General features: G+C 70.2%; 18 protein-coding genes. 8 read left to right on the forward strand and 10 right to left on the reverse strand.

What is annotated here, in order from left to right:
* Positions 1 to 202: 202 nt before the first annotated feature.
* On the forward strand, positions 203 to 1294 hold the full coding sequence (locus ACYVGI_RS14935) for a DUF561 domain-containing protein (RefSeq protein ID WP_460633378.1): 1092 nt from the start codon (positions 203 to 205) through the stop codon (positions 1292 to 1294).
* A 72-nt stretch (positions 1295 to 1366) separates the two neighbouring features.
* Here ACYVGI_RS14935 and ACYVGI_RS14940 read toward each other — a convergent pair whose 3' ends face one another.
* On the reverse strand, positions 1367 to 1582 hold the full coding sequence (locus ACYVGI_RS14940) for a hypothetical protein (protein ID WP_460633379.1): 216 nt from the start codon (positions 1580 to 1582) through the stop codon (positions 1367 to 1369).
* 164 nt (positions 1583 to 1746) lie between these two features.
* Positions 1747 to 2463, reverse strand: a complete 717-nt coding sequence (locus ACYVGI_RS14945; protein WP_460633416.1) for a pentapeptide repeat-containing protein — start codon at positions 2461 to 2463, stop codon at positions 1747 to 1749.
* Between the two features lie 132 nt (positions 2464 to 2595).
* Between ACYVGI_RS14945 and ACYVGI_RS14950 the strand changes: the two genes are divergently transcribed.
* Both ACYVGI_RS14950 and ACYVGI_RS14955 read left to right on the forward strand, forming a co-directional pair.
* On the forward strand, positions 2596 to 6675 hold the full coding sequence (locus tag ACYVGI_RS14950) for a Pls/PosA family non-ribosomal peptide synthetase (RefSeq protein ID WP_460633380.1): 4080 nt from the start codon (positions 2596 to 2598) through the stop codon (positions 6673 to 6675).
* Positions 6672 to 8021 carry a M1 family metallopeptidase gene (locus tag ACYVGI_RS14955; protein ID WP_460633381.1) on the forward strand — a complete coding sequence of 450 codons (1350 nt, stop codon included), beginning with the start codon at positions 6672 to 6674 and terminating at the stop codon, positions 8019 to 8021. The genes ACYVGI_RS14950 and ACYVGI_RS14955 overlap by 4 nt, the downstream gene beginning before the upstream one ends.
* Here the strand turns inward: ACYVGI_RS14955 and ACYVGI_RS14960 are convergent.
* Positions 7999 to 8499: a 4'-phosphopantetheinyl transferase family protein gene (locus ACYVGI_RS14960; RefSeq protein WP_460633382.1), complete on the reverse strand. Its 501-nt coding sequence runs from the start codon at positions 8497 to 8499 to the stop codon at positions 7999 to 8001. The genes ACYVGI_RS14955 and ACYVGI_RS14960 overlap by 23 nt on opposite strands.
* A 60-nt stretch (positions 8500 to 8559) precedes the next feature.
* Between ACYVGI_RS14960 and ACYVGI_RS14965 the strand changes: the two genes are divergently transcribed.
* Both ACYVGI_RS14965 and ACYVGI_RS14970 read left to right on the forward strand, forming a co-directional pair.
* Positions 8560 to 8772, forward strand: a complete 213-nt coding sequence (locus tag ACYVGI_RS14965; RefSeq protein ID WP_460633383.1) for a three-helix bundle dimerization domain-containing protein — start codon at positions 8560 to 8562, stop codon at positions 8770 to 8772.
* Positions 8773 to 8862: 90 nt separating this feature from the next.
* Complete coding sequence (locus ACYVGI_RS14970; RefSeq protein WP_460633384.1) at positions 8863 to 9717, forward strand: alpha/beta hydrolase; 855 nt, start codon at positions 8863 to 8865, stop codon at positions 9715 to 9717.
* 128 nt (positions 9718 to 9845) lie between these two features.
* On the opposite strand, the gene ACYVGI_RS14975 is transcribed toward ACYVGI_RS14970, so the two are convergent.
* Positions 9846 to 10406: a TetR/AcrR family transcriptional regulator gene (locus ACYVGI_RS14975; RefSeq protein ID WP_460633385.1), complete on the reverse strand. Its 561-nt coding sequence runs from the start codon at positions 10404 to 10406 to the stop codon at positions 9846 to 9848.
* A gap of 108 nt (positions 10407 to 10514) precedes the next feature.
* Here ACYVGI_RS14975 and ACYVGI_RS14980 point away from each other — a divergent pair, with 108 nt between their 5' ends.
* Positions 10515 to 11411, forward strand: a complete 897-nt coding sequence (locus ACYVGI_RS14980; RefSeq protein WP_460633386.1) for an SDR family oxidoreductase — start codon at positions 10515 to 10517, stop codon at positions 11409 to 11411.
* Positions 11412 to 12041: 630 nt separating this feature from the next.
* Positions 12042 to 13982, forward strand: coding sequence for a chitinase (locus ACYVGI_RS14985; RefSeq protein WP_460633387.1), 1941 nt, complete (start codon positions 12042 to 12044; stop codon positions 13980 to 13982).
* Between the two features lie 127 nt (positions 13983 to 14109).
* Here ACYVGI_RS14985 and ACYVGI_RS14990 read toward each other — a convergent pair whose 3' ends face one another.
* Positions 14110 to 15528, reverse strand: coding sequence for an APC family permease (locus tag ACYVGI_RS14990; RefSeq protein WP_460633388.1), 1419 nt, complete (start codon positions 15526 to 15528; stop codon positions 14110 to 14112).
* A 150-nt stretch (positions 15529 to 15678) separates the two neighbouring features.
* On the opposite strand from ACYVGI_RS14990, the gene ACYVGI_RS14995 reads away from it, so the two are divergent.
* Positions 15679 to 16464 carry a GntR family transcriptional regulator gene (locus ACYVGI_RS14995; RefSeq protein ID WP_460633389.1) on the forward strand — a complete coding sequence of 262 codons (786 nt, stop codon included), beginning with the start codon at positions 15679 to 15681 and terminating at the stop codon, positions 16462 to 16464.
* A gap of 45 nt (positions 16465 to 16509) precedes the next feature.
* On the opposite strand, the gene ACYVGI_RS15000 is transcribed toward ACYVGI_RS14995, so the two are convergent.
* From ACYVGI_RS15000 to ACYVGI_RS15020, 5 genes are all read right to left on the reverse strand, one after another.
* Positions 16510 to 17454, reverse strand: a complete 945-nt coding sequence (locus ACYVGI_RS15000; RefSeq protein ID WP_460633390.1) for an ABC transporter ATP-binding protein — start codon at positions 17452 to 17454, stop codon at positions 16510 to 16512.
* Positions 17451 to 18329 carry an ABC transporter ATP-binding protein gene (locus ACYVGI_RS15005; protein WP_460633391.1) on the reverse strand — a complete coding sequence of 293 codons (879 nt, stop codon included), beginning with the start codon at positions 18327 to 18329 and terminating at the stop codon, positions 17451 to 17453. Before ACYVGI_RS15005 ends, ACYVGI_RS15000 begins: the two co-directional genes overlap by 4 nt.
* Positions 18329 to 19309: an ABC transporter permease gene (locus ACYVGI_RS15010; protein ID WP_460633392.1), complete on the reverse strand. Its 981-nt coding sequence runs from the start codon at positions 19307 to 19309 to the stop codon at positions 18329 to 18331. The genes ACYVGI_RS15005 and ACYVGI_RS15010 overlap by 1 nt, the downstream gene beginning before the upstream one ends.
* Positions 19310 to 19333: 24 nt before the next feature.
* On the reverse strand, positions 19334 to 20317 hold the full coding sequence (locus ACYVGI_RS15015) for an ABC transporter permease (protein ID WP_055897742.1): 984 nt from the start codon (positions 20315 to 20317) through the stop codon (positions 19334 to 19336).
* Positions 20318 to 20384: 67 nt separating this feature from the next.
* On the reverse strand, positions 20385 to 22064 hold the full coding sequence (locus ACYVGI_RS15020) for an ABC transporter substrate-binding protein (RefSeq protein WP_460633393.1): 1680 nt from the start codon (positions 22062 to 22064) through the stop codon (positions 20385 to 20387).
* Positions 22065 to 22249 lie beyond the last annotated feature (185 nt).

The following is a 22249-nucleotide window of genomic DNA, read 5'->3' on the forward strand; positions in this document are numbered from 1 at the left end:
GTGATGTGGGGCGCAGTTACTGGCATCTCGTGGATGCGGGGCGCGCGAGTTGTGGAGAAGAGTGTGGACACGGCTCTCGCTGCGTGCAACGTCCCGCCCGTGGGGAGCCCGGCCCCGCGCATCCACCGGTCGGCACCCGGCGCCCCACCGCGCGGCAGTGGACGATGATGGAGGAACGAGTCGAAAAGCGGGAGGTGCGTCGATGAACGCAGGCCGGACGAGCGGTGAGCTCGGGAAGCGCGCGTCGCTCAGCGGGATGCTCGGGATCGACGTTCCGGTGTTCCTCGGCCCGTTCGGCGGGCTGTCCTCGGTGGAGCTGACCGCGACGGTGAGCGAGCTCGGCGGCCTCGGCGGCTACGGTCTTTACGGGTACGACGCCGCGCGCATCCAGCAGACGGCGGCCGAACTCCGGGCCGCGACCTCGCGGCCGTTCGCGCTCAACCTGTGGCTGCCGATCGAGGAGACGGGCGAATCGGCGGACTCCGCGGACGCCGCCTTCGACCGGGCAGTGGATGCGCTTCGCCCGATCTTCGACGAGCTCGGCCTCGATGTCCCTGCCCGCCCCGGCCGTTACCTTCCGGCGTTCGACGAACAGGTCGAGGCGGCGCTCGCCGCAACCCCGGCCGCGCTGAGTTTCGTCTTCGGCGTGCCGCCCGCGGCGGTGGTGGAGGCTGCGCACGAGCGCGGGATCGCGGTGGTCGGGACTGCGACCACCGTCGATGAGGCCGTCGCCCTCGCCGCTGGCGGCGTGGACGTGGTCGTGGTGACCGGGATGGAGGCGGCAGGGCACCGGGTGTCGTTCCTGCGCCGGGCGGAGGAGTCGCTGGTCGGGTCGTTCGCGCTGATCCCGCAGGTGGTGGATGCGGTGGACGTGCCGGTGATCGCGGCCGGCGGCATCGCGGATCGGCGGGGTGTCGCTGCGGCTTTCGCGCTTGGCGCATCCGGAGTCCAGGTGGGCACGGCGTTCCTGGCGACGCGTCAGTCGGCGGCGACGGATGCGCACCGCAGAGCCATCGGCGAGACCCCGGCCGACCGCACGGTGCTGACTCGGGCGATGAGCGGACGGTTGGCGCGTGGGGCGGAGAACAGGGCGGTCAGGCAGATCGAGGCGGCGGGAGCGGTCGCGCCGTTCCCGGTGCAGAACTGGCTCACCGGACGCTTCCGCGCCGAAGCGGGGAGCCGCGGCATCGGGGAGCTGCAGTCGCTGTGGCTCGGTCAGGCGGCGCAGCTCGCGCGATTCAGCGACGCCCGAGCAGTCTTCGCGGAGCTGACCGCAGGCCTCCCCGCCACGTAGCAATCGAGCCCAGGCTTTTTCACCTTAAAACGCGGTCTTGGGGTGAAGAACCCTGGGCTCGATGGCGCGGGGTCAGACGAGGCGCTCGCGGGACTGCGCCGCCCAGAGGGTGCGGAGCGCCTCGGCGAGGCTGGGGAAGGTGCCCAACTGGCGGTCGGCCCAGTCCCAGAGCAGGAATCCGGCGGCGGTGCGCCAGACCTGACCGGCGATGAGCAGGGTCTCGCGGAGCTGGATGTCCCAGCGTCCTTCCCCGGCGTCGACGATGTCGAAAGCTTCTGTGTACGTCATGGTCCACCTCCTGGTCCTTTGGCCGCACGCTACGCGCGGAGTGTGACGTGCAGGCAAAGAGTGGGCGACATTTCATCTCCGTTTCGACCGACGGCTGTGCAAAACTGGGCCTGCCGAGCAGGAAATCCGCCAAGGAGGCCCGCAATGCCGAAACAGTCCAAGCTTCAGAAGGCCGCGACCGACGCCCTCGCGAAAGCAGAAGAGGCGCTCGCCGACGCGAAACGCGCGGCCAAGAAGGTCGACAAGAAGGCACGCAAGAAGGTCGACGAACTCGCGACGGAGTTCGAGCGGCTGCGCACGAAGTCCGCGGGCAAACCGGCGCCGAAGGGCAGCGCGCCGAAGGGCAGCGCAAAGAAGGGCAGCGCAAAGGACAGCGAGAAGAGGGTCGCTGCGAAGGCGCCGTCTGGGAAGAAAGCCGCGGTGAAGGCGCCTGCGGTGAGCAAGCCGGTGGCTGTGAGCAAGGCTGCTCCTGCGAAGGTCACCGCCAAGGTCGCTGGCCCCGCGAAATCCCCCGCAAGGAAGGCGGCGCCCACGAAGGCGGCGCCCGCGAAGGCGGCCCCTGCGAAGTCGGCGCCCACGAAGACGGCGCGCACGAAGACGGCGCCCACCAAGACGGCACCCGCTAAGACGGCCCCTGCGAAGTCGGCCCCTGCGAAGACGGCGCGCACGAAGGCGGCGCCCACCAAGACGGCACCCGCTAAGACGGCCCCTGCGAAGGCGGCGGGCACGAAGGCAGCGCCCACCAAGGCGGCCCCCGCGAAGTCGGCAGCCGCGAAGCACCCGGCTCGCGCATCCACCACTGTCACGCCAGCCCCGGCCGCCGACGTGCTCGCCGAGCTGACAGTCGTCGAGTTGCGGCGGCGGGCGCGCAGCCGCAGCATCGTCGGGTATTCGTCGATGACGAAGGTGCGCCTGGTGGAGGCGCTGTCGGGGGTGAGCTGATCGTCGTTCACCTCCCGGCTACTCCGGACGGCTAGTTTCTGGTCTTCTCACCTTTCCGGACGGAGTGACACGTGACCGAAGCTCGCACGGGCATCCTGGCGCGCGGCGCGTTCGCCGCCGAGCCTCGCACGCTGCTGGATGTCCTGCGCGCGACCGCGGCAGCGCATCCGGATGCGTCGGCCCTGGAGGACGGACGCGGCGCGCTCAGCTACCGCGAGCTGATGGCGGCCGTGGTGCGGGTGGCGGCGCGGCTGACCCTGGCCGGGGTGCGGCGCGGCGACCGGGTGGGCATCCGGCTGGCGTCGGGCACGCGCGAGCTGTACATCTCGATCCTGGCCGTGATCGCTGCGGGCGCGGCGTACGTGCCGGTGGATGCGGACGATCCCGAGGAGCGCGCCGAGCTGGTCTTCGGCGAAGCGGCCGTGCGCGGCATCATCACCGGCGACGCGGAGTACGTCCCCACCGACCCGACCGACGCCACCGTCCCCACCGACCCGACCGACGCCCTCGACGCACTCGACGTCGCCCCCGCCCCGAACCACACGGATGCGCCAGCCCACCTCTTCGAGGGCGCCCCCGCGCATCCCAGCACCGCCACCACCCCGATCATCTCGGCCCCGACGCCCGCCGACGACGCCTGGGTCATCTTCACCTCCGGGTCAACGGGGACGCCGAAGGGTGTCGCCGTCAGCCACCGGTCCGCCGCCGCGTTCGTGGATGCGGAGGCCAGGCTGTTCCTGCAGGACGAGCCGATCGGCCCTGGCGACCGGGTGCTGGCCGGGCTGTCGGTCGCGTTCGACGCCTCCTGCGAGGAGATGTGGCTGGCCTGGCGGCACGGCGCCTGCCTGGTGCCCGCGCCGCGATCGCTGGTGCGCAGCGGCATGGACCTGGGGCCGTGGCTGACGACGCGCGGCATCACCATCGTCTCGACGGTGCCGACCCTCGCCGCGCTGTGGCCTGCGGGGTCGCTGGAGAATGTGCGGCTGCTGATCTTCGGCGGGGAGGCGTGCCCGCCGGAGCTCGTGGACCGGCTCGCTGTGGAGGGGCGCGAGGTGTGGAACACCTACGGGCCGACCGAGGCCACCGTGGTCGCGTGCGGATCGTTGCTGCGTCCGGGGGAACCGGTGCGGATCGGCCTGCCGCTGGACGGCTGGGATCTGGCCGTGGTGGATGCGGAGGGGCAGCCGGTCGGCGACGGCGAGGTGGGCGAGCTCATCATCGGCGGCGTCGGTCTCGCCCGCTACCTCGACCCTGCCAAGGACGCAGAGAAGTACGCGCCGTTCCCGACGCTCGGCTGGGAGCGGGCGTACCGCAGCGGCGACCTGGTCCGGTTCGACCCGGCGGGCCTGCTGTTCCAGGGGCGCGCCGACGACCAGGTGAAGGTCGGCGGCAGGCGGATCGAGCTGGGCGAGATCGAGTCGGCCCTGCAACAGCTTCCCGGCGTCTCGGCGGCGGCTGTCGCCGTGCGGACCACGGAGGCGGGCAATCAGATCCTGGTCGGCTACCTGTCCGCCGTCGATCCGGCCGCGTTCGACAGGGCTGCGGCGCTCGCGCGGCTGCGTGAGGAGCTGCCGGCCGCGCTGGTGCCGTTGCTCGCGGTGCTCGGCGAGCTGCCGACGCGCACCTCGGGCAAGGTGGACAAGGCCGCCTTGCCGTGGCCGCTGCCGTCGAGCCTCGGCGTGGCCGGTTCCTCCGGCGCGTCAGGCGACGGTGCAGCAGGCGGCACCGCCGACGCTGCCGCCGACCCCGCCGACCCCGCCGACCCCGCCGTCGCCGCACTGGCCGCCGACTGGCAGGCCGTCCTCGGCCTCCCGGTCTCCGGCGAGGACGACAACTTCTTCGACCTCGGCGGCGGTTCGCTCGCCGCCGCCCAGCTCGTCACGCGCATCCGGCAGCGCGACCCGGAGTTCACGGTCGCCGACATCTACGCGCATCCACGGCTGGGTGCGATGGCCGCAGAGCTCGCCTCCCGCGCATCCGGTGCCCACGAGGCCGCCGCATCCACTCACGCCGTGCCGCCGACCCCGGCCAGGATGCAGTGGTTGCAGACCGTGCTCGGCGTGCCGTTGTTCGTGCTGAGCGGGGTGCGCTGGCTGCTCTACGCGCTCACCGCGTCCGCCGTCCTGCGCGGCTTCGACGGATTCGGTTTCCTCCCTACGACACCGCTCTGGCTCCTGATCGTCGGGCTGCTCGTCTTCGCGACGCCGTTCGGCCGCATGGCCATCTCGGTGGTCTGCGCGCGGCTGCTGCTCACCGGCGTGCGAGCCGGAGACTACCCGCGCGGCGGCGGTGTGCACCTGCGGCTGTGGCTGGCCGAGCAGGTGGCGCACCAGGTGGGCGCGGTCAGCCTGGCCGGAGCCCCCTGGATCTCGTACTACGCCCGCGCGCTCGGCGCCCGCATCGGACCGAACGTCGACCTGCACGCCCTGCCCCCGGTCACCGGGATGCTCCGCATCGGCGAAGGGGCGGCGATCGAGCCGGAGGTGGACCTCTCCGGCTACTGGATCGACGGCGACCTGCTGCGCATCGGCGCGGTCCGGATCGGAGCGAACAGCACGGTCGGCGCGCGAAGCACGCTGCTGCCGGGCACGCGCATCGGCAAGAACGCGCAGATCGATCCTGGCTCGTCGGTCTTCGGCCGCGTGCGCTCCGGTGAGCGCTGGGCGGGTTCGCCCGCGGTGCGCGTCGGGGCGAGCGAGCCGTGGTGGGAGGCGGATCGCCCACCGCTGCGCAAACGCTGGCTGGCCGCGTACGCGGTCGGCGGCGTGGTGGTCGCGCTGCTTCCGATCGTGGCGTTCGCGGCAGGGGGCGTGATCGTGGCGTTCGGGATGGCGGGGTCCGCATCCATCGGGGAGGCCGCCGTGCGCGCCGCGGCGGCTCTCGTCCCCGCGGCCCTGGTCTCCGGCGTGGTGCTGGCCGGGCTCATCCTGGTGATCGTGCGGCTGCTCGGCCTCGTGCTGAAGGAGGGCGTCCACCCCGTCCGCAGCGCGGTCGGCTGGGCGGTCTGGGCCACAGAGCGCGTGCTCGACCTCGCCCGCACGCTGCTCTTCCCGCTCTACGCGTCGCTGTTCACCCCCGTCTGGCTCCGGATGCTCGGGGCCGACATCGGGCGGGACGTCGAAGCATCCACGGTGCTGCTGATCCCCGCGATGACGCGGGTGAGGGACGGCGCGTTCCTCGCAGACGACACGCTGGTCGCGTCATACGAGCTCGGCGGCGGCCGGGTACGGGTGGCCCGCTCGGACATCGGCGCGCGGGCGTTCCTCGGCAACTCCGGCATGGCCGCCGCCGGCCACCGGGTGCCGAAGGACGGCCTCGTGGCCGTGCTGTCCGCTGCACCGCGAAAGTCGAAGCCCGGATCGTCCTGGCTCGGCTCCCCGCCCGTGCGGCTGCGGCGCACCGCGGCGAGCGGCGACGTGAACCGCACGTACAGCCCGTCTCCGGGGCTCCGCGTCGCGCGCACGCTGTGGGAGCTGTGCCGCATCGTGCCCGTGTTCGTCACCTGCGCCATCGGGCTCGGCGTGCTGTTCACGCTGACGGCGCTCGCAGAAGCGTGGGGCGTGTGGGCAGCTGTGCTGCTGAGCGGCGTCGTGATGCTGGCGTTCGGAGCCGTCGCCGCCGCGGTGAGCACGGTGGCCAAGTGGCTGCTGGTGCAGCGCATCCAGGTGGCGGAGCATCCCCTGTGGTCGTCGTTCGTGTGGCGCAGCGAGGTGTCGGATGCGTTCGTCGAGATGGTCGCTGCGCCATGGTTCGCGCAGGCCGCGTCCGGCACGCCGGCGCTGGTCTGGTGGCTGCGCAGCCTGGGCGCGCGGATCGGGCGAGGGGTGTGGTGCGAGAGCTACTGGCTGCCGGAGGCCGACCTGGTGCGGCTGGGCGACGCATCCACTGTGAATCGGGGCTGCGTGGTGCAAACGCACCTGTTCCATGATCGAATCATGAGCATGGACACGGTGACCTTGGAGACCGGCGGCACCCTCGGGCCGCACAGCGTCATCCTCCCTGCGGCCAGGATCGGGGCGCACGCGACGGTCGGGCCGGCGTCGCTCGTGATGCGCGGGGAGCTGGTGCCGGATCGCAGCCGCTGGAGCGGCAACCCGATCGGGCCGTGGCGCGAGGTCAAGGTCGCCGACTACCACGCGACCGTCTCATGACGTCCGCCACCGCGGGCTCGCGCGGCGTCGGCGACGAGTACCTGCCGCACTCCGGCAACGGCGGCTACGGCGTCGACCTCTACGATCTGGATCTGCGCTACCGCGTGGCGACGAACCGACTGGATGCGCGTGCCGTCATCACCGCGACGGCCACCCAGGAGCTGACCTCGTTCAGCCTCGACCTGGTGCGGCTGAAGGCGGGGAAGGTCAGCGTCGACGGCGGTCGCCGCACCCGGTTCAGGCAGGCGGCGTCGAAGCTGGTCGTCACCCCGGAGCGGTCGATCGCTGCCGGGGAGACGTTCACGGTGGACATCGAGTACGCGGGAACCCCCGCCCCTCGGCGCAGCCCGTGGGGGCTCGTCGGCTGGGAGGAGCTGACGGACGGGGTGATCGTGGCCGCCCAGCCGTCCGGTGCGCCGACCTGGTTCCCCTGCAACGACCACCCGTCGGACAGGGCGCGGTACCGCATCCGGGTCTCGGCGGAGCAGACGTATGCGGTGGTCGCGACGGGCGAGCTGGTCGAGCGCACGGTGTCGTCCGGGCGGGCGACGTGGACGTACGCGTGCGATGTGCCGACCGCCACCTACCTCGCCACGGTGCAGGTGGGGCGGTACCAGCTGGCCGAGAAGGAGACGGCGGCGGCGACGGTCGGCTTCGCGTACCCGGCCGAGCTGGAGCAGCGCGTCCGGGCGGACTTCTCGCCACTGCCGGAGATGCTCTCCTACTTCGCCGAGGCGTTCGGGCCGTATCCGTTCGATGCGTACACGGTGGTGGTCACCGCCGACGACCTCGAGATCCCGCTGGAGGCGCAGGCCGCTGCGATCTTCGGTGCGAACCACGCGGACGGCGCCGGCGGCTCGGAACGCCTCATCGCGCACGAGCTCGCGCACCAGTGGTTCGGCAACAGCGTCGGACTGGCGGCGTGGAAGCACATCTGGCTCAACGAGGGATTCGCCTGCTACGCGGAGTGGCTGTGGTCGGAGCGGGCGGGCAAAGAGCACGCAGACACGCTGGCGCGCCGCTTCCACGCCGGACTGCTCCGGCTTCCGCAGAACATCCGGCTCGGCGACCCGGGGGCGGCCAGTATGTTCGACGACCGCGTGTACAAGCGCGGGGCATTGCTGCTGCACGCGCTGCGCCTCACCGTCGGCGACGAGCGGTTCTTCGCGCTGCTGCGCGGCTGGACGGAGCGCTACCGGTACGCCACGGTGACGACGGACGACTTCCGCGCATACGCCGCCTCGGCGACAGGGGCCGACCTGGATGCGTTCTTCGACGCCTGGCTGGACGACCTCCCGCTCCCTGCCCTCCCGGCGACCGGCGTCACCGTTCGAGCGCGACGGTGACGAACAGGTCGTCGCCGAGGGGCGCATCCCGCACGAGGTAGCGGCGCGGGTCGCCGGGCACGGAGGCGAGGAGTCGGTCGCCGGTCTGCTCGAACACGACGGCGGCCGGGTCGACCCGCAGGCCGCGGCCGTCCGCCTTGAGGACGGCCTCGATGCGGGTCCACTGGCGCAGCTCGTCCTCGGTGCGCTGGGCTTGCGTGCGCGGCGTGCGAGGTTCAGCATCCACGCCGACCGAGCCGCCCACCAGCGCCGCCGCCACCGTGACGCCACCGGCGTGCGCGAGCGAGACGCGGACCGCGGTCGCCGCATCCGGAGCCATCACCACGGGGCGACCGTGCTCGCCGCCGCAATCGGGGCAGCGCGCCGCGATCCGCACGTCCTCCGGCGCCACGGAGGCCAGTTCGGCCACCAGGTCGCGCAGCATGGAGCGGCCGTCGACGGCAGTGCCGCGACGCAGGAGCAGGTCGCCGGTGCGCACGCGCCCAGTGTGCCACGGGATTCACAGCTTTTGGTCACCTGGCCACGCCACGCTTCGACCATGCCTGAGAAGAAGACCGAACGCGCATCGATCGACGACGTGATCACCCGGCTCAAGAAGAAGTACCCGGATGCGTCTGGCAAGCACATCGAGAAGCTCGTGGAGGAGAACTACGACTCCTTCAAGAACGCGCGCCTCCGCGACTACATCGCCGTGCTGGTCGAGCACGGGGCGAAGTCCACGTTGCAGGCGGAGAAACGGAAGAAGAAGTAGGTCTTTCGGCTCTTCCCGTGACAGTGCGCCGGTCGCTACGCTCAGACCAGTCCGCGCCGCCGGGCGCCGACCCGAGAGCAGGGGTGTTTGATGAGCACTTTGACGCAATGGGAACAGGACGAAGTCGCGAAAGCGAACGAGAGCGGAAAGCGGCCGGTGGTGTTCGTCCACGGGCTGTGGCTGCTGTCGAGCAGTTGGGACAAGTGGCGGGCGCTGTTCGAGGACCAGGGGTACTCGACGATCGCGCCCGGCTGGCCGGACGACCCGGACAGCGTCGAGGAGGCTCGGCGCGACCCTGAGGTCTTCGCGAAGAAGATGGTCAAACAGGTCACCGAGCACTACCTCGAGGCGATCGACGCCCTCGAACACGAGCCGGCGGTGATCGGCCACTCGTTCGGCGGCCTGATCGCGCAGAAGATCGCGGGCGAAGGGGTCGCCGCGGTGACGGTGTCGATCGACAACGCGCCGTTCCAGGGGGTGCTGCAGCTCCCGGCGTCGTCGCTCAAGTCGGCCGCGCCCGTGCTCACCAACCCGACCAACATCGGCAAGGCGGTGTCGCTCACGTTCGAGCAGTTCCGCTACGGCTGGGCGAACCACGTGGACGAGGCGGAAGCGCACGAACTCTACGAGACCTATCACGTACCCACCTCCGGGGTGCCGCTGTTCCAGGCGGCGACGGCCAATTTCAACCCGTTCGCGGAGACGAAGGTCGACTCGAAGAACCCCGAGCGCGGCCCGCTGCTGCTGATCTCGGGAGAGGGTGACAACACGGTGCCGACGGCGATCGTGGATGCGAGCTACAAGATCCAGTCCCGCAACGAGGGCGTGACGCGCCTGGCGACTGTCCCCAACCGGGGCCACTCGCTCACGATCGACAGCGGCTGGCGCGAGGTCGCCGACATCGCCCTCGAGTTCGTGCAGGAGTTCGCGCCCGTCGAGGCCTGATCGCCCCACGCATCCGTCCCCCCACACCCACGTCCCCACGCCATCGAGCCCAGGCTTTTTCACCGTAAGCGAGCCGTTTGCGGTGAATTATCCTGGGCTCGATTGCTCGGGATGCTCGGGATGCGGGCTCAGGCGGTGAGGGACTTGAGCGAGGCGAGCGCGGCGCGGACGCTGTCGGCGATGCCGGGGGTGGGCTGGTCGGTCGCGATCCAGTGCTCGAAGCCGACCTTGAACACGGTGACGGCCGTCTCGGCGGCGAGGGTGGCGGCAGGGTCGGCGACCCCGCGCGCCCGCAGTGCGTCGGCGGCGGCCGTTCCGAGCTTCGACAGCTTGAGCAGCTCGCGCTCCTGCAGGCTGGCGTTCGCGGCGATGACCTGCGCGCGCACCTGCGCGTAGGAACGGCGCTCGTCCAGCATGGTCGATGCGAGCGCGATGGCCTCGGCCGCGATGTCTACGGGCGACCCATCCCGCGCATCCGCGATGTTCTGCACGACCGCGTTCTGCAGGGCGTTCGATCCGTCGAACAGCGCTTCGCGCTTGTCGGCGAACTGCCGGAAGAACGTGCGCTCCGTCACCCCTGCGCGCTCGGCGATGTCGGCGACCGTCGTTCGGTCGTAGCCGCGCTCCGCGTACAGCTCGAGCGCGGCGACGGCGAGGCGCCCACGCGCATCCGGTTCCCATCGTGCCACGGGAACGATTCTACTGATGACAGTCGCTGACATGGGGTGCTATCGTGTGATGACAGTAACTGACATCGATGGTCCGGCGCTGATCGCCGGGTCGGAAGAAGGCACATCATGCGCGTTTTCGTCACAGGAGCATCCGGTTGGATCGGCTCCGCTGTGGTCCCGGAACTCCTCGACGCCGGCCACCAGGTCGTCGGCCTCACCCGCTCGGACGCGTCGGCCGCCGCCATCGAAGCCGCGGGAGCCGAGGTGCGCCGAGGAGCACTCGACGACCTCGACAGCCTGCGCTCCGGCGCGGCAGAGTCCGACGGCGTCGTGCACCTCGCGTTCAATCACGACTTCTCCGACTACCAGGGCGCAGGGCGCACCGAGCGCGCGGCCATCGAGACGCTCGCGGGTGAGCTGGAGGGCTCCGACCGCCCGTTCCTGTTCGCCTCCGGCGTCGCCCTGCTCGCGCCGGGCCGTCTGGCGACCGAGCGCGACCTTTCTCCGTTCGATGGACCGGATGCGCCGCGCGGAGGAGCGGAGCCCCTCGCGCTGAGCTACGCCGAGCGAGGCGTCCGCCCGGTGAGCCTGCGGTTCGCGCCGACCGTGCACGGCGACGGCGACCACGGCTTCACGGCCGCGCTGGTCGACATCGCCAGGCGCACGGGCGTCGCCGCATACATAGGAGACGGAGCGAACCGCTGGCCGGCCGTGCACCGCCTCGACGCCGCCCACCTCGTGCGCCTCGCCCTCGACGGAGCCCCGGCCGGCAGCGTTGTGCACGCGGTCGGCGAGGAGGGCGTGCCGACGCGCGACATCGCCGCGGCCATCGGCGCAGGGCTCGGGCTGCCCGTCGTCTCCGTCACTCCAGAGGATGCGCCGGAGCACTTCGGCTGGCTGGCCCGCTTCTTCAGCGTGGACGTCCCGGCGTCGAGTGCGCTGACCCAGGAGCTGCTCGGCTGGACGCCGACCCACCCCGGCCTCCTCGACGACCTCGCCGCCGGCTACTACTTCCGCGGCTGACGGGCCCGCACGACTCGGGCCGCCCGGCGGCACGCACGACTCGTGCCGCGCGTGCGGTGCGTCGCGCGGCGACCGCACCTTTCGCACGACTCGTGCCCGCCGCCCCCCCCCCGCGGGTCCGCACGACTCGTGCCGCCCGACGGTCCGCACGACTCGTGCCGCCCGACGGTCCGCACGACTCGTGCCGCCCGACGGTCCGCACGACTCGTGCCGCCCGTGCGGTCGCCGCGGCGCGCGCGGTGGACTCGTGCCGAACATGCGGTGCGGGGCGCTGGGACCGCGCGTTTCGCACGAGTCGTGCTGGGTGGTCGGTGCGGCAGCGCGGGTGGGCTCGTGCTGAACGTGTGGTGCGTCGCGTCGCGACCGCGCGTTTCGCACGAGTCGTGCGGGGCGGCGGGGCTGCGGGGCGGCGGGGCGTGCGGTGCATCGCGTCGCGACCGCGCGTTTCGCACGAGTCGTGCGGGGCGTGCGGGACGTGCGGTCGGCGCGGGGGTGGGGTGGGCTCGTGCCGAACGTGCGGTGGGTCGCGTCGCGACCGCGCGTTTCGCACGAGTCGTGCCGGGGCGCACGCGCGATGGTACGTTAGTGGTACTGCGTGGTATAGCGCGTGTCTAGCGGCCGGGAGGCGTCATGGAAGCGGTCGGATCGAGCCCGGTCGTGCTGGTGAACCACCTCGGCTACGACAGCGCGGCGCCGAAGGCCGCGATCGTGGCGGTCCCCGCGGGCGCCGTGGTCGAGCGGCTCCGCATCCTCTCCGCCCGGCCAGACACGCCGCAGGCGACAGTGGATGCGGTCCCCACCGCCTCCGCCCCGGAGCAGGTCCCCGGCTGGCGTTCGGCCGCATACGCCCGGTTCGACTTCTCCGAGCTCACCGAGGCCGGCAGCTACCGCGCCGTCGCGACGGTCGACGGTGTGGAGGTGAGCAGTGCGCCGTTCGTGGTGGCTGAGCACCGCATCCCGTCGCTGGTGGTCTCCGACGTCACCGCCTACTTCCGGTCGCAGCGGTCCAGCGGCGAGATCGATCGCAAGGACGCCGCCGCCCGCTTCTACGGCGACGATTCCGGCCGTACCGTCGACGCGCGCGGCGGCTGGCTGGATGCGTCGGGCGACTACAGCAAGTTCCTCAGCCACCTGACGTACACGCGCATGATGAGCCCTCAGCAGATCCCGCTGTGCGCGTGGGCGCTGCTGACCGCCGGGCGCGAGTTGCGAGAGGCGCACCCGGGTTTCGAGACCAGCCAGTACCCGCGGTTGCGCGACGAGGGACTGTTCGGTGCCGACTTCCTGGTGCGCTTCCAAGCGCCGGAGGGCTACTTCTACACGGGCATCTTCGACGCGCTCACGAAAGACCTCGACGAACGCGTGATCAACGCGCCCCTGCAGGACAGCGTGCGCACCCAGCGCTGGCAGGCGGCGTACCGCCACGGCGGAGGGTTGGCGATCGCCGCGCTCGCGCTGGCATCGACACAGGATGCGTCAGGTGAGGTCGACGCCGAAACGTACTTCGCGTCTGCCGTCCGCGGCTTCGAGCATCTGGAGGCCCACAACACGGAGTACCTATTCGACGGGCACGAGTCGGCGATCGACGACTACTGCGCCCTGCTCGCAGCGGCCGAGCTGGCGAACGCCGCCGCGGCGCGCGGCGTGGACGCCGACGCGTTCCTGGATGCGGCGGCCCGTCGAGCGGACGCGCTCACCGCCCGCGTGCGCCACGACGGGAACGGCGCCGCCTACCTGGAGGGCGATGTGGATGGGCGCCCATACTTCCACGCGGCGGAGTCCGGCCTGCCGGTGGTGGCGCTCCTCCGCTACGCCGACGTCGTCGACCAGCGGGCGGGCTCGGCCCCCGCCGCTGCCACCGCAGCGACCGTGGCCAGCCCGGTCGCTGCCACTGCCGCTCGCACCGCCGCCGCTCGCACGGCCAGCCCGGTCGCTGCCACCCGCGCCGCGACCGTGGCCAGCCCGGTCGCTGCCGCCGCCGCTCGCGCCGCCGCCGCTCGCGCCACCGTCGCTCGGGCGGCCGTCCCGGTCGCTGCCACCGCCGCCCGCGCCACCGCCCTCGACCTCATCCGCGCCACTGCCGCCCGCGTGGATGCGGTCCCCAACCCGTTCGGCTACGTGCGGCAGCGGGTCCAGCCGGTGGGCGGGGAGCCGCGCGACGCCTTCTTCTTCCCGCACGAGAACGAGACCGGCTACTGGTGGCAGGGCGAGAACGCCGGGATCTCGTCGGTCGCGTATGCGGCGAGTCGAGCATCCACTGCGCGGGAGTGCGATGACGCCACCCGCGAGAGGCTGCGGCGCCTGGCCGCCGACCTCACTTCGTGGGTCGGCGGCCTGAACCCCTTCGATTCGTGCATGATCCAGGGGCGCGGACGCAACACGGTCGAGTACTCGGGCGTCTACCAGAACAGTCCGGGCGGCATCGTCAACGGGATCACCGGTGGCTGGACCGACGAGGACGATATCGCGTTCCTGCCCGCCGACGCGCCGGACGGCAACGAGTGGCGCTGGGCCGAGCAGTGGATCCCGCACTCGGCGTGGTTCCTGCTGGCCGTCTGCGCGCAGCGCTGACGGGGCTCTGTTCGGAAGGAGTCCGCGGGCGACACGCCGTCGGCGGCTCCTTTCGGAAGGAGTAATCGCCGCCAGGGGGCGAAGACTCCGTTCCGAAGGAGATTCCGGGCGCTAGGGGGGCCGGGCGCTAGGGGGCCGGGGTGGGGGTGGCGGCCGGGAGGGGCGCCGGGTCCTCTTCCGAGAAGTCCATGACCGGGGGCTTGCGGCGGAAGCCGCCCGTGATGATCGCGAGGATCAGCACGCCCGCCAGCACCCAGATGCCGCCGGCGATGAAGGTGGTGGTCGAGAGGCTGGTCCACAGCCAGACCGTGAGCACGACGCCGATGGCCGGGGCGACGATGTATGCGAGCACGGCTCGTGCGCCGCGCGCCTTCCGGTCGACGACGTAGTGCTTGATCACGGCGAGGTTCACGAAGCTGAACGCGACGAGTGCGCCGAACGAGATCACCGAAGCTGCGATGTCCAGCGGGAGGAACAGCGCTCCGCCCAGCCCGACCACGCCGACCACGATCACCGCGAGCCACGGCGTCTTGAAGCGGGCGTGCACCACGCCGAACACGCGGCGGGGGAGCTGGCCGTCGCGGCCCATCGCGTAGAGGATGCGGGCCACGCTCGCCTGCGAGGTCATGGCAGAGGCGAAGCTTCCCGCGATGTACGCCGCCGTGAAGAACGTGAACAGGGCTGTTCCGCCGATGCGGGTCATCACATCCAATGGGGCGGAGTCGAGGTCGGTGAAGTTCTTGTAGTCGGGGAATACCAGCCCGGCGACGTATGCGGTGACGATGAAGAGCAGGCCGCCGGCGAGCGTGCACAGCAGGATCGCCCGCGGGATGGACTTCTTGGGGTCCTTGGCCTCCTCGGACAGGGTGGAGACCGCGTCGAACCCGAGGAAGGCGAGAGCGAGGATGGCCGAGCCGGCAGCGATGGAGGAGAGCGGGGTGTCGGCGGAGAAGAACGGCGAGAGGAGGTCGGGGACCTGTGCGGCGCCGGTGAGGTAGGCGATGCCGGTGACGACGAACACCACGATGAAGACGATCTGCACGCCCACCAGGGCGAGGTTCGCGCCGGAGACCAGGTTGATCCCGATCACGTTCAGCACGGTCACGAGCACCACCGACGCCACCACGAACGCCCACGCGGGCACGGCGGGGAACGCCGCATTGAGGTAGATGCCGATCACCAGGTAGTTGAGCAGCGGGAGGGCCAGGTAGTCGAGCAGGAGCGTCCAGCCGGTGAGGAAGCCGAGGTGGCGGCCGAACGACCGCTGCGTGTACGTGTACGCCGACCCGGCGACCGGGTACGCGCGCACCATGTTGGCGTAGCTGTACGCGGTGAAGAGCATGGCGATCGTCGTCACGAGGTACGCGCCGGCGAGGTGGCCGCCCGTCGTGTCCGTGACGAGGCCGTAGGTGGTGAAGACCGCGAGCGGCAGCATGTACGCGAGCCCGAACAGCAGGAGGGCCGGTGTGCCGAGGGCGCGCTTGAGGCGAGGTGTGGATGCGGAACCGGCTGGTGCTGCGCCGGTCGGGCTGGAGGTGCGGGTCACGGGTGTTCCCTTCGTTGCGTTCACTCGTATCGATGCGGGAAAGCGTTTACCGAGAATGTACACCTTTGGTCTGCCATTGGTTAAGCAATTTCTGAAAGTCCACGAGTGGTATGAATGAGGCGTGCATTGGGCCAGCGGAGGGTGTCGCCTGTGATCGATGAAGCCGAGGACACGGCGGGGGCTGTCGCCGTCATCCGCCCCGACTACCCGGAGCCGCTCTGGATCCAGGCCGTCAACCTGATCAACAGGGAGATCGCCGCGGGGATCCTCAAGCCGGGGATGCGCCTGCCGCCGGAGCGCGAGCTCTGCCAGCAGCTCAGCATCTCGCGCGTGACGCTGCGGAAGGCTCTCACGAAGCTGGTCGAGGACGGCGTGCTCAGTGCATCCCACGGTCGCGGCTGGTACGTGGCGGAGACCGCGCGCGCAGCGGGAACGTCAGGGACGGAGTTCCCGAACAGCCTCGAATCGTTCACGGAGACGGCCGCCAGGATGGGGCTGTCCGCCGGGTCGCTCGTCCTGCGTGCGGAGACGCGCCCTGCCACGCTCGACCAGGCGGAGGAGCTGTCCATCGCGCCCGGCACGCCACTGTTCCACCTGGAGCGTGTGCGCCTGCTCGACAATGTGCCGATCGCGCTCGACGTCACGCGCATCCCCGCGCAGTTGGCGCCGTCGCTGACCGAGGCCGACTTCGCCGAGGACTCGCTGTACGAGAAGCTGGCGGAGGCGGGCATCGAACCGCTCAGGGCTGACGCGACGATCGAGGCGCGCGAAGCGGACGCGACCGTCGCTGAGCACCTGGACCTCGTGGAGGGCAAGCCGGTGCTCGTGATGCGTCAGGTCGCGGTCGACCGCTCCGAGCATCCGCTGTTCGTGTCGACGATCACGTATGCGGGCGACCGCTACCGGCTGCGGACATTCTTCGCGCGCTCCCGCTGACCGATCGGGGCACACGCCCGGGTCACGCCCGGGCTCACGCCCGCCTCACGCGGGCGTCAGCGTCTCCAGCAGTGCCGTCACCGCCGCATCGCCCTCCCACGAGCGCGCCCAGTGCGCACCGTCGGCGCTCGGCCCGGGGTCGCTCTCCGTCACGAGCACGTGCGGCGCATCCAGGTAGCGCTCGGGGTCGACCACGAACGGCTCCGACTTCGGGTCGGGCGCAGCCCTCACCAGGAGCTGGGTGTACGGATGCACCGGGTTCAGGATGACCTCGCTCGACCCGCCGCGCTCCACCACGCGGCCGTTGCGCATCACCACGATCTGCGAGGAGAAGTGCCGGGCCGTCGCCAGGTCGTGCGTGATGTACAGCACGGCGAGGTTGCGCTCCTTCTTGAGGTCGTCGAGGAGCTGCAGGATCTCCAGGCGGATCGACACATCGAGCATCGACACCGGCTCGTCGGCGATCAGCACCTCCGGCCGAGGGGCCAGAGCGCGCGCGATGGCGATGCGCTGCCGCTGGCCGCCGGAGAGCTCGTGCGGGTATTTCGCGAGCATGGCGTCCGCCGGGCCGAGGTTCACGGAGTCGAGCAGGCGTCGCAGCTCGCGCTCCTCCTCCGCCCGGTTCGTGACGATCCCGTGGATGCGCAGGGGCCTGGCGAGCTGGTGCCGGATCGGTAGCGAGGGGTTCAGCGACGAGAACGGGTCCTGGAAAACCATCTGCACGCGCGACCGGTACTGCTTGGTGGCCCTGCGCCCCTTTCCGATGGTCTCGCCGTCGAGGGTGATGTCGCCGGCGGTCGGCTCGACGAGCCGGATCAGCATCTTCGCGATGGTGGACTTGCCGCTGCCGCTCTCGCCGACCAGGGCGACGGACTCGCCGGGCCGCACCACGATCGAGACGTCGTCGACGGCTTTGAGGACCTTGTTGCGCAGGCCGGTGCCGCGGATGTCGTAGTTCTTGCGCAGGTGCAGCGCTTCGAGGGTGGTCATGCCGTGACCTCTTCTTCCCTGTCGATGTAGCGGGTGCCGGTGAGCGGCACGTCGCCGCGGAGGCTGGGGAACGAGCGCAGCAGGTGCCTGGTGTACTCGTGCGACGGGTTCTCCAGCAGCACGTCGGGGGTGTCCTGCTCGACCAGGCGGCCGGAGAGCATCACCCCGACCCTGTCGCTGATCTCCAGCAGCAGACCGAGGTCGTGCGTGATGAAGAGCACGGCGAAGCCGAACTCGTGGCGGAGGCGGTTGATCTCCTCGAGGATGTTGCGCTGCACCACCACGTCGAGGGCGGTGGTCGGCTCGTCCATGATGATCAGGCGCGGACGCAGGGCGAGGGCCATCGCGATCATGACGCGCTGGCGCATCCCGCCGGAGAGCTCGTGCGGGTAGCTGCGCAGCCGGTCGGCGGGGATGCCGACGGTCTGCAGCAGCTCGGCCGCGCGCTCGCGGCGCTGCTTCTTGCTGAGACCGGTCTTGTGGTCGATGAAGACGTCCTCGATCTGCGCGCCGATGCGGTGCACGGGGTTGAGCGCGTTCATCGCTCCCTGGAAGACCATCGAGATCTCCTGCCAGCGGAACGCGCGCAGCGCGGGACCGTCGAGGGTGAGGATGTCGGTGCTTCCGCCGTCTTCGCGCTGCCACTCGATGGAGCCGCCCGTGATCTCGGCCGGTGCCTGGAGCAGCCGGGTGATCGTGTACGCCAGCGTCGACTTGCCGCAGCCGGACTCGCCGGCCAGCCCGACGATCTCGCCGGGGTGGATGTCCAGCGACACCGAGTTCACCGCCCGGACAGGGGATGCGGTCTGGTAGTCGACGGTGAGGTCGCGGATGCTCAGCAGCGGGCTCGCCGACGATGCTGCGGTGTCTGTCATCAGTGGGCGCCTTTCGCCTTGCGTGCGTGCTTGACGATGGCGGCCGTGCGCAGGCGCGGGTTGATCCGCTCGTCGATGCTGAAGTTGATGAGGCCGAGCGCGGCACCGAGGATCGCGATGCAGAGGCCGGGAGGAACGAACCACCACCAGGCGCCGAGGGTGATCGCCTGCGCGTTCTGGGCGAAGAACAGGATGCTTCCCCACGACTTGCCGCCGGGAGCTCCGAGCCCGAGGAACGACAGCCCGGCCTCGGCCAGGATCGCGCCGAGCGCGCCGAACACGAACTGCGCCGCGATGATCGGCATGAGGTTCGGCAGGATCTCGCGCAGCATGATGCGCCAGTTCGACTCGCTGGCGACGCGGGCCGCATCCACGTAGTCGCGCGAGCGCACGGAGAGCGTCTGCGCACGGAGCACGCGCGCCGCTCCCGCCCAGGAGACGAGGGCGATCACGACCGAGATCACGATGATGTCGCGCGACTCGACGTAGTCCGTCACGATGATCAGCAGCGGAAGGCCGGGGATCACCAGGAAGACGTTGCTGACGAGGGAGGACGCGTTGTCCCAGAACCCGCCGAGGAACGCGCCGCCGACGCCGAAGATCATCGAGAGGACGACGGTGATCGCCCCGGCCACGACGCCGATGACCACGGACCCGGTGGTGCCCGCGATCACCTGGCCGAGCACATCCTGTCCGATGTTGGTGGTGCCGAACAGGTGGTCGAGCGACGGCGGCTGCAGGCCGACCGGGCTGGACTGGTTCGGGTTGGGCACGAGGAACGGGGCGACGATCGCGAGCAGCGCGAAGAACGCGCAGACGCTGATGCCCACCCAGAATTTCCAGCCGCGGGATGTGCGGCTCCTGCCGGCGCTGCGGCCCGCGGCCCGGAAGAAGCCGGTGCGGGGCGCCCCATCGTCGGCGAGGTCCGGCTCGGCGCCGGACAGCTCAGGGTCGGCGAGTTCTTGTTGCGTGAAGCTCATGGTGCTCTCCTAGTCCGTCGCTCGTCAGTTGGCCAGTCGCGTGCGCGGGTCGATGAAGCCGTAGACCAGGTCCACGACGAGGTTCGCCCCGAGGACGGCGAGGGTGATGACGAGGAACAGGGCCTGCATCAGGGGGTAGTCGTTGTTCTGGACGGCGGTCAGCAGGGTGAAGCCGACGCCGGGGTAGCCGAAGACGCTCTCGGTGACCACCGAGCCGTTGACGATGAAGCCGAGGGACATCGCGAAGCCCGCGACCGACGGCAGCAGGGCGTTGCGCATCGCGTACGAGCCGAACACGCGGCGCGGGCGGAGGCCCTTGGCGCGCGCGGTGACCACGTAGTCCTCCGCCATCGTCGACACCATCATGTTGCGGGTGCCGAGAAGCTGCCCGGAGACGGAGGCGAGCACGATGGTGATCGCGGGGAGCATCCCGTAGAGGAGCACGGAGCCGATGAACTCGGGCGTGAAGCCCGGCGTGATGGTGAAGTCGTACCCTCCGCTCACCGGGAACCAGTGCAGGATCGAGCCGAACACGTAGACCAGCACGAGGGCGAGCCAGAAGTACGGGATGGCGGAGAAGAAGGTGGATGCGGGGAGGATCGCGTCTGTCCAGGTGCCGCGGCGCCAGCCGAGCCACGAGCCGAAGACGATGCCGATCAGGTAACTGATCACGGTGGCGAGCCCGACCAGGCCGACGGTCCAGGGCAGCGCCTGCATGACGACGTCGATCGCGGGGGTCGGGTAGTAGCTGACCGAGAGCCCGAAGTTGCCGGTGAAGAGGTTGCCGAGGTAGTGCACGTACTGCACGATCAGGGGGTCGTGCGTGACGCCGAACTGCAGTTCGAGCGCGTGCCGCGCCTCAGGCGGCATGGGTGCGACGCCCTGCGTCTTGGCGAGGATCACGTCGACAGGGCTGCCCTTGACGAGCCGTGGCAGCAGGAAGTTGAGGGTGATCGCGATCCAGGCCGCGATCAGGTAGAAGCCGAGCTTGTTGAGGTAATAGCGCATTGGGGGGTGCTTTCCGCCGGTGTCCGGGGCGGGAGGCGACCGGGACCGGCCGCCTCCCGCGCGCGAGTTACTTGACTGGTTTCAGCTTCTTGGCGATGAAGCCGATGTTTCCGGACAGCCAGTTGGAGGGCGTGGCCCACAGGTTGTCGGTGGTGGGCATCCCGGTGAAGTACTGGTCGCGGTAGGTGGTGACCGCGCCGTTCTGGCTCAGGATGATGTACGGCTGGTTCTCGGCGAAGTACGTGCCGAGAGCCTGGTACGCAGCGGTGAGCTTGGCCGGGTCGTTGGTGCTGCCCGCCTCGGCGATCAGCTTGTCCACGTCCGCGTTGTCGAAGCGGACGAAGTTCGCGTTCGCCGCCTGGCCGACCGGAGCCGACTTGGCGGAGTCGAGGCTGTCGCTGAACTGCTGGAACGGGTTGGGCCCGGTCGGGATGCGGTCGTCGAGCAGGTCGAACGTCCCGTTCTGGCGAGCGGTCGAGTACGCACCGAGCGACAGCTCTTCCGGCGTGGCCGTGACGCCGATCTTCGCGAAGTCCTGCACCAGGAGCTGGTTGGCGGTGATCGTGTCGGTGTACCCGGTCACGGTGGTGATCTTGAACGCCACCGGCTTGCCGTCCTTGCCGATGAGCTTGTCACCGGAGTACGTGTATCCGGCGCCGGTCAGGATCTTCTTCGCCTGGTCGATGTTCTGGTCCAGGGTCTTGCCCTTGTACGCGGCCGGGATGTACGCCTCGTCACGCGGCTGCAGCAGGCTGGTCGGGTTGCCGGGGGTGTCGGTGCCGCCGAATGCCTGCTTGATGATCGAGTCGCGGTCGATCGAGAGGCTGAGCGCCTGGCGGAACGCGACGTCGTTGAACGGCGCCTTCGTCAGGTTGGGCATCAGCGCCTTGATGTCGGCGGGGATGGACGTGTACTTGTTGTGCTTCGGGTCCTTGTCCACGAACGACTTCTGCACGTCTTGCAGGGCGATGCCCGCCCAGTCGATCTGACCGGCGTTGAGCGAGTTGAGCGCTGCCGCGTTGCCGGTGGAGGTGACGAGACGGATGCCGGGGATGGCCGGTTCGCCCTTCTCGTAGTAGTCCTTGTTGGCGACGAGCGTGACCGACTGTGGTGTGAATGCGCCGAACGAGAACGCCCCGGTGCCGATCGGCTTGGTGTTGGTGGTCTTCTCCGGGTCGGCGATCGACTTCCAGATGTGCTCTGGCACGATGAAGGTCAGGCCGAGCAGGCGGTACTCGTTGGGGTAGTCCGCCTGGGTGAGGGTGATGGTGGCGTGCGTGTCGTCCACGGCCTTCGCGTCCGCGATCTTGAGGCCGTAGAGGTTGAGCGACGGCTTCGACTTCAGCAGGTTGTACGTGTATGCCACATCGGCGGCGGTGAACGGCTTGCCGTCCTGCCACTTCACGCCGCTCTTGAGCGTGATCGAGTATGTGAGGCCGTCCGGGCTGACCGAGTATTCGGAGCCGAGCCAGGGCTGCGGCTTCTCGTTCTTGGCCGAGTTGAAGTAGAACAGCGGCTCGTAGACCGCGCCGAGGACCGCTCCGTTCGCCCCGTAAGCCACGTCGCTCACGAAGGGGTTGAAGTTGTCGGTCAGGTTGCCTGGGCTTCCGGAATAGACGTTGATGTACCGCGAGCTCGACGAGCTGCTGGCGCCAGAGCCGGAACAGCCCGTGATGATGAGCGTGGCGGCGGCCACGGTCGCGATCGCCGCTGCGACGCGCATCCGTAACGGTTTGCGTGGTTGCACTTCACTTCTCCTCTGAATTGCCCGATGGGTGTGCTGTGGGTGGTTCATGTGGCCGGCAGTGACGTATGCCCCGATGCAGACCGTGTGTTGACGAGAGAGTACATTGCTAGACCAAGAGGTAGCAAGAGGTATTTGTTTCTGGAAGATTAACTCTGATTATGTAGACCAATCGCGTACCACCTGGT

Source organism: Leifsonia lichenia (assembly GCF_054780215.1).